The 6,200-nt window shown below is 49.6% G+C and carries 7 protein-coding genes; 5 read left to right on the top strand and 2 right to left on the bottom strand.

All coding sequences use genetic code 11. The features are described 5' to 3' along the window. Positions 1-404, bottom strand: a 404-nt coding sequence (locus Q0R57_RS14345; protein WP_294749129.1) for a phosphoenolpyruvate carboxykinase (ATP), incomplete at its 3' end; no start/stop codon positions are given. 235 nt (positions 405-639) lie between these two features. Between Q0R57_RS14345 and upp the strand changes: the two genes are divergently transcribed. Next, positions 640-1,296, top strand: coding sequence for a uracil phosphoribosyltransferase (gene upp / locus Q0R57_RS14340; protein WP_294749127.1), 657 nt, complete (start codon positions 640-642; stop codon positions 1,294-1,296). Positions 1,297-1,339: 43 nt separating this feature from the next. Here the strand turns inward: upp and Q0R57_RS14335 are convergent, their stop codons facing one another. Then, a complete protein-coding gene (locus Q0R57_RS14335; RefSeq protein ID WP_294749126.1) occupies positions 1,340-3,790 on the bottom strand; it encodes a DUF4982 domain-containing protein in 2,451 nt (816 codons plus the stop codon). A 102-nt stretch (positions 3,791-3,892) separates the two neighbouring features. On the opposite strand from Q0R57_RS14335, the gene ruvB reads away from it, so the two are divergent. The 4 genes from ruvB (at position 3,893) to ybeY (ending at position 6,148) form a co-directional block, all read left to right on the top strand. Then, on the top strand, positions 3,893-4,933 hold the full coding sequence (ruvB, locus tag Q0R57_RS14330; protein WP_294749132.1) for a Holliday junction branch migration DNA helicase RuvB: 1,041 nt from the start codon (positions 3,893-3,895) through the stop codon (positions 4,931-4,933). A 116-nt stretch (positions 4,934-5,049) separates the two neighbouring features. After that, positions 5,050-5,229 carry an XRE family transcriptional regulator gene (locus Q0R57_RS14325; protein WP_294749125.1) on the top strand — a complete coding sequence of 60 codons (180 nt, stop codon included), beginning with the start codon at positions 5,050-5,052 and terminating at the stop codon, positions 5,227-5,229. A gap of 32 nt (positions 5,230-5,261) precedes the next feature. Continuing rightward, positions 5,262-5,720 (top strand): pantetheine-phosphate adenylyltransferase, encoded by a 459-nt coding sequence (coaD, locus tag Q0R57_RS14320; protein ID WP_294749123.1) that lies wholly within the window; start codon positions 5,262-5,264, stop codon positions 5,718-5,720. A 14-nt stretch (positions 5,721-5,734) separates the two neighbouring features. Further along, positions 5,735-6,148, top strand: a complete 414-nt coding sequence (ybeY, locus tag Q0R57_RS14315) for an rRNA maturation RNase YbeY (protein ID WP_294749121.1) — start codon at positions 5,735-5,737, stop codon at positions 6,146-6,148. Positions 6,149-6,200: the final 52 nt, after the last annotated feature.

Raw genomic sequence — 6,200 nt, 5'->3', positions numbered from 1 at the left:
GCTACCTCAACGATGAAGCGAACAGCCAGACGTGTAGCCTCGTTAGCACCGCAGAAAGCGTCAACTACGTAAAGCTCCTTGTTGCAGAGCTCCTTGATAGCGATCTCCTTAACCTGCTTCCAAACCTCCTCGCTCATTGGGTGGTTGTCGTTCTTGTATTCCTCAGTTGTCCACCATACCTTGTCCTGGCTCTGTGCATCCTTTACGATGTACTTGTCCTTAGGTGAACGGCCGGTGTAGATACCAGTCATAACGTTAACAGCGTCGAGCTCGGTGTTCTGACCCTTGTCGTAACCAGTCAGACCAGCTTTTGTCTCCTCTGCGAAGAGAGTCTCATACGACGGATTGTGAGCTATCACGGTAGAACCGGTGATGCCATACTGTGTCAAATCTAACTTTGCCATTTGTTTTTGATTTATTTTAAAAAATATACTTTCTTCTATTTTAACGGGTGCAAAGGTACGAAATAATTCTTATTCACTCTTCATTATTTAAGAATATTTTGTGCGCACACAGGCGTTTTTATGTTAAAGTATCTCAAAAGTTGTCCCACAAAGATGGTTTTGCAACCCGCAGATTACAATTATCGCGCAAAAAATCATATCTTTGCACCTACAAACAAGCAAAAATCAGACGATTATGAAAGTTATCAATTTCTCAGAACAGAACTCGGTCATCAATCATTTCATGGCTGAGATTCGTGACAAGAGTTATCAGAAAAACCGCTTATTGTTTCGCAACAATATTGAGCGTATTGGCGAGATGATGGCCTATGAGATTTCGAAAACTCTGACCTATAAGCCAAAGACAGTGACCACCCCCCTAGGTACTATCGACATTCCATTGATTAAGGACGAGGTACTGCTCGCTACGGTGCTGCGTGCTGGACTGCCCTTCCACGAAGGCTTTCTGCACGTATTCGACCATGCCGAGAATGGCTTTGTGTCGGCCTTCCGTATGTACACAAATCGTGAACATACTGAGGTGGGTATCCATACCGAATATATGGCCTCGCCCAGCGTAAAAGGCAAGACCGTTATCATCGTTGACCCCATGTTGGCAACGGGTGGCTCGATGGTAGCAGCCTATGAGGCACTTCTGAAAACTGGCAAGCCTCATCTGGTACATATTGCCAGCGTTATTGGCACGCCAGAGGGTGTTGAAATGTTACAGAAAAGCGTATCCGATGATGTCACGCTATGGTGCGCAGCCATTGACCCTGGTATGAATGAGCACAAGTATATTGTACCAGGCTTCGGCGACTGCGGCGACCTCTGCTTTGGCGAAAAACTATAAACGAAACGATATACGAAAAACCCCTCCAGCGGAGGGGCTTTTTTTATTCTACTGGGATACTTGTCTTCTTGGTCAGTTTACGCTGTTTGTCCTTGACAGTAAGTGTGAGTTGGCCTTTTTCTTTGCCTGCCTGACAAACCACTACCAGCTGACCCGCAAAGAGTTTCATGGTGGGTTCCGTGAAAACTTCCAATGAGGTGGCGTCGCCATTGCAGACAGCCTTGAACGTACCTGCTCCGCTTACCTCGAAGTCTAATTGGTCGGTTGCATCAGGAATCAAAGTACCGTTCTTGTCAACCAAGCTCACTGTGACAAAGGCCAGGTCCTGACCGTCGGATTTGAGGTTTGGGGCTTGAGTCCAAACTTCTGTTTTCAGGGCGGCAGGTTTGCCAGCTGTTCGTATGACCTTCTCGCCAGCGGCCTGACCATTGGCATCATAGACAACGACTTTCACCTCGCCTGGCTCGTATTTCACCTCGTTCCAACGCAAGCGATAGCGATCGAGACGCTCCTTGGGGTTCTTCTTGATGCGACCCTGACTCTTGCCATTTACAAAGAGCTCGGCCTCATCATAGTCGGTATAGCAATAGACTGGCGTCACTTGTCCTACTCTGTCTTTTCCCCAAGTCCAATGAGGCAGCAAGTGGATGGTGTGCTCATCTTTATTCCAATGCGAGCGATAGAGATAATAGCGATCCTTGGGCAATCCTGCCAAGTCGCAGATGCCAAAGTAAGAACTGCGTGAAGGCCAGTATTCATCATAAGGTGTGGGCTCACCTAAGTAGTCGAAGCCCGTCCACACAAACTCGCCAATGACCCAGTCTTTATCATCCTGCCACATCCAGTCGTCATCGGGCAGATTGCTCCATGAGCACCACTCCACATCATAACCCGAGCACTGTCCGTCAGAATGAACACCTCTATCGGTGGGCGTTACGGGGAAATAATAGGTGCCGCGTGATGATACTGTTGAGGCGGTCTCGGACCCTAGCAGGAAACCATGCTGCAAACGGTCGTAGGCTGCCTGATAGCGATGCAGACGATAGTTCATGCCTGGCACCTCCATAGCCTGTGCGAAACCACTGGCCATCGCGTTATCGATGCGGTCCATGCCCTGCGTCACAGGACGTGTGGGGTCAAGACTATGACAGAGTCCTTGCAGGCGGATGGCTATCTGTCGGCCCTCCTCACTACCCTGCTCTGGAATCTCGTTGCCGATGCTCCACATCACGATAGACGGATGGTTGCGGTTAGCTCTTATCAAGTTAGTGATATCCTTATCGGCCCAGTCTTTAAAAAACAGGGAATAGCCGTTCTTACACTTAGGATAGATCCACATATCAAAACTCTCGGCCATCACCATCATGCCCAGTGAGTCGCAGACATCCATCTGCCATTGACTCGGCATATTGTGCGAGGTGCGGATAGCATCGCAACCCATGTCCTTCATGATCTTGATCTGACGAATCAAAGCAGCCTTATTAACAGCAGCTCCCAGGGGGCCCAGATCATGATGCAGACAGACACCCTTCAATTTGCGGGTTACGCCATTGAGTTGAAAGCCCTTTTCCTTCGACACGCGGACGGTGCGGATGCCCACGTTTACCGTCTTCTCATCGTAAACGACATGGTCCATACCGAATCGTGCCACCAGTTTATACAAGTAAGGAGACTCTGGCGACCATAGCTTCGGATCTTTCACCGTGAGCCTTGCATGAGCATTATAGAAAAAGCCTACGGAACCAGAGGAAGCCACTTCGTTTCCTTCAGCATCAAGCAGCGTAAAAGAAAAGTTGTTTGTTACAGGATATAGCACACCCTCACCTTTAGGTACATCTACCTGATGATCATCCAGATCCCAATGTGGAAGAACCTGCATGTCCACTTCCAATTCCGCCTTACCCTTACCAATTGTCAAAGTACGCGCAAAAAGACTCCAGTCATCAATATGTATCGTCGGTGTGAGTACTAACTTCACAGGACGGTAGATGCCAGCACCAGGATACCAGCGCGAACTCTCTTCCCTATTTCTTAATTCCACCTCCAACTTATTCTCACCTTCTTTAATAAAAGATGTGATGTCAATGCGGAAGGTGTTATAGCCATAACGCCATGAGCCTGCCCTTTTACCGTTCACAAAGATGGTCGGTTCGCTCATCGCGCCATCGAACACTAGTTCGGCAGCGCCTTTAAAATCCGATGGAATGGTGAATCTGCGCTGATAATAGCCCTCACCTATCCAGGGCAGAGACCCACTGCGGCCACTCTTCTCCGTGGCTTGCGTCTCGCCATTCTGGGTGATGGCCACTGTCTGAAGGTCCCATTTCTTATCGAAGGGTCCGCTGATGGCCCAGTCGTGGGGCACGCTCACCGTTTGCCATGTCTGTTGGTCACGTGAGAACTGCCAGTCGTCCTGCAACAGCTGCTCCTGTCTTGGTTGTGCCTGCCCTGTTAAGGCGCAAAGCATTGTGAAAAATAGTAGTCTGGTTTTCATTATATGATAGTTTCGTAATAATTTTGTTCAGTTTTAGGCCACAAAGTTAGTCATTTTTTTTGTAATATCAAAATAATTTATTATCTTTGCACCAATAATATGATTGAAGAAGGTTTTGACATCAGGGAAGAGCGCTATGCCGGCGGGGGCGAGAAAGACTTTGAGAATGCCCTCAGGCCGTTGCATTTCGGCGACTTCAGCGGACAGCAGAAAATTGTAGAGAATCTGCAAGTGTTCGTTGAGGCTGCCAAATATCGCGGCGAGCCGCTCGACCATACATTGCTGCACGGCCCTCCCGGACTGGGCAAAACCACGCTTAGCAACATCATTGCCAACGAACTGGGTGTTGGCTTCAAGATTACCAGCGGTCCTGTGCTCGACAAGCCAGGCGACTTGGCTGGCATCCTCACCTCGCTGGAGCCGCGCGACGTACTTTTTATCGACGAGATACATCGCCTGTCGCCAGTGGTGGAGGAGTACCTCTATAGTGCGATGGAGGACTACCGCATCGACATCATGATCGACAAGGGACCTTCGGCACGTTCTATCCAGATTGACCTCAATCCCTTCACGCTGGTGGGAGCCACTACTCGTAGCGGACTGCTCACAGCCCCGCTTCGTGCCCGTTTTGGCATCAACATGCATCTGGAGTACTACGACCCCGAGACGCTGAGTCGTATCATCGAACGCTCGGCTGGCATCCTAGGTGTGCCCATCACGGAAGATGCCTGTCTGGAGATTGCAGGCCGCTCTCGTGGAACGCCCCGTATCGCCAATGCGCTGCTGCGTCGTGTTCGTGACTTTGCTCAGGTGAAGGGTAACGGCGCCATCGACACTAAGATATCCAAGATAGCGCTGACGGCCCTGAATATCGACAAATACGGTCTCGACGAGATTGACAACAAGATACTGCTGACCATCATCGACAAGTTCCGCGGAGGCCCTGTGGGCATCACCACCATAGCTACTGCCGTGGGCGAGGATGCGGGCACCGTGGAAGAGGTCTACGAGCCGTTCCTCATCATGGAGGGCTTCATTAAGCGCACCCCCCGAGGGCGTATGGTCACCGAGTTGGCCTATCGCCACTTTGGTCGCAACCCATATTCTGGCGGCATACAACAACCCGGTCTGTTTGACGAGTGATTCATCGGACAGGCTGGGCCAAAGTCATACTATTAATCCTATATTATAATCACATTACATTATCTTAAATTAAAACAACAACTACTATGCACATTGGACAAAGAATTAAAGAAGTGATGGCCAAGAAGAAAGTATCGGTCATTGCCATTGCAAAGGAAATTGAGTGTGAGCGCACCAATGTCTACAACATTTTCGAGCGTGAGTCTATTAACACCGGCTTGCTGCAGAAATTCAGCATCATCCTGAAACACGACTTCTTTAAGGAGCTTTCGGAAGATACTTTCAAGAAAAAGTAATTTTTTGAAGTTTTTTCCGTACCTTTGCACCCATGAAAGAGAAAACAGGTATCTTCGTGGGGAGTTTTAACCCCTTTACCATTGGCCACGATTCTATCGTGCGCCGAGCACTTCCATTGTTCGACCACCTCGTCATTGGCGTGGTGGGCGATCATGTGTCTAAACCTGGCATCCCCCCTGCTGCAGAAAGGATGAAGGCCATCAAAGACCTGTATCACGACGAGCCTCGCATCGAGGTGAAGCCCTATTACGGCCTGGCCATCGATTTTGCCCGTGAGGAGGGTGCCCGCTTCATAGTAAAGGGCGTGCGCTCGGTGAAGGACTTTGAATATGAGCGCGAACAGGCCGACATGAACCGTCAGCTGACCAACGGCGAGGTGGAGACTATCCTGCTGTATAGCGAGCCGGCATTGTCGTCTGTCTCGTCGAGCATGGTGAGAGAGTTGCAGCACTTTGGTGTGGACGTGGAACCGTTTCTGCCGAAACGATAAAATGCAAAGAAGAAATGATTACCTATAATTGCGAGAATGTCAAGATGCCTGCCATTAAGAAACGCGAGACCACCGCATGGATTCGCGCCGTGGCTGCTACCTATCAAAAGAAGGTAGGCGAGGTGGGCTATCTGTTCTGCGACGACGAGCATATCCTGCAGGTCAACCGCGAGTACTTGGGCCACGACTATTACACCGACATCATCACCTTCGACTATTGCGAGGACGATGTGCTCAACGGTGACCTGGTTATATCACTCGACACCGTCCGCACCAATGCGGAACTCTTTCATAAAACCTACGAAGAAGAGCTGCACCGCGTCATCATCCACGGAATCCTCCACCTTTGCGGCATCAACGACAAAGGGCCTGGGGAGCGCGAAGTGATGGAAGCAGCAGAGAATAAGGCGTTGGAACTCATCAAGTGAAATGAACCCCGAAAGTTAGACAAAAAACTTTCGGGGTTCATTATGTTAGAAA

Origin of the sequence: uncultured Prevotella sp. (assembly GCF_946407605.1) — a bacterium.
Classification (GTDB): domain Bacteria; phylum Bacteroidota; class Bacteroidia; order Bacteroidales; family Bacteroidaceae; genus Prevotella.
This window is presented reverse-complemented; position numbering and strand designations above follow the sequence as displayed.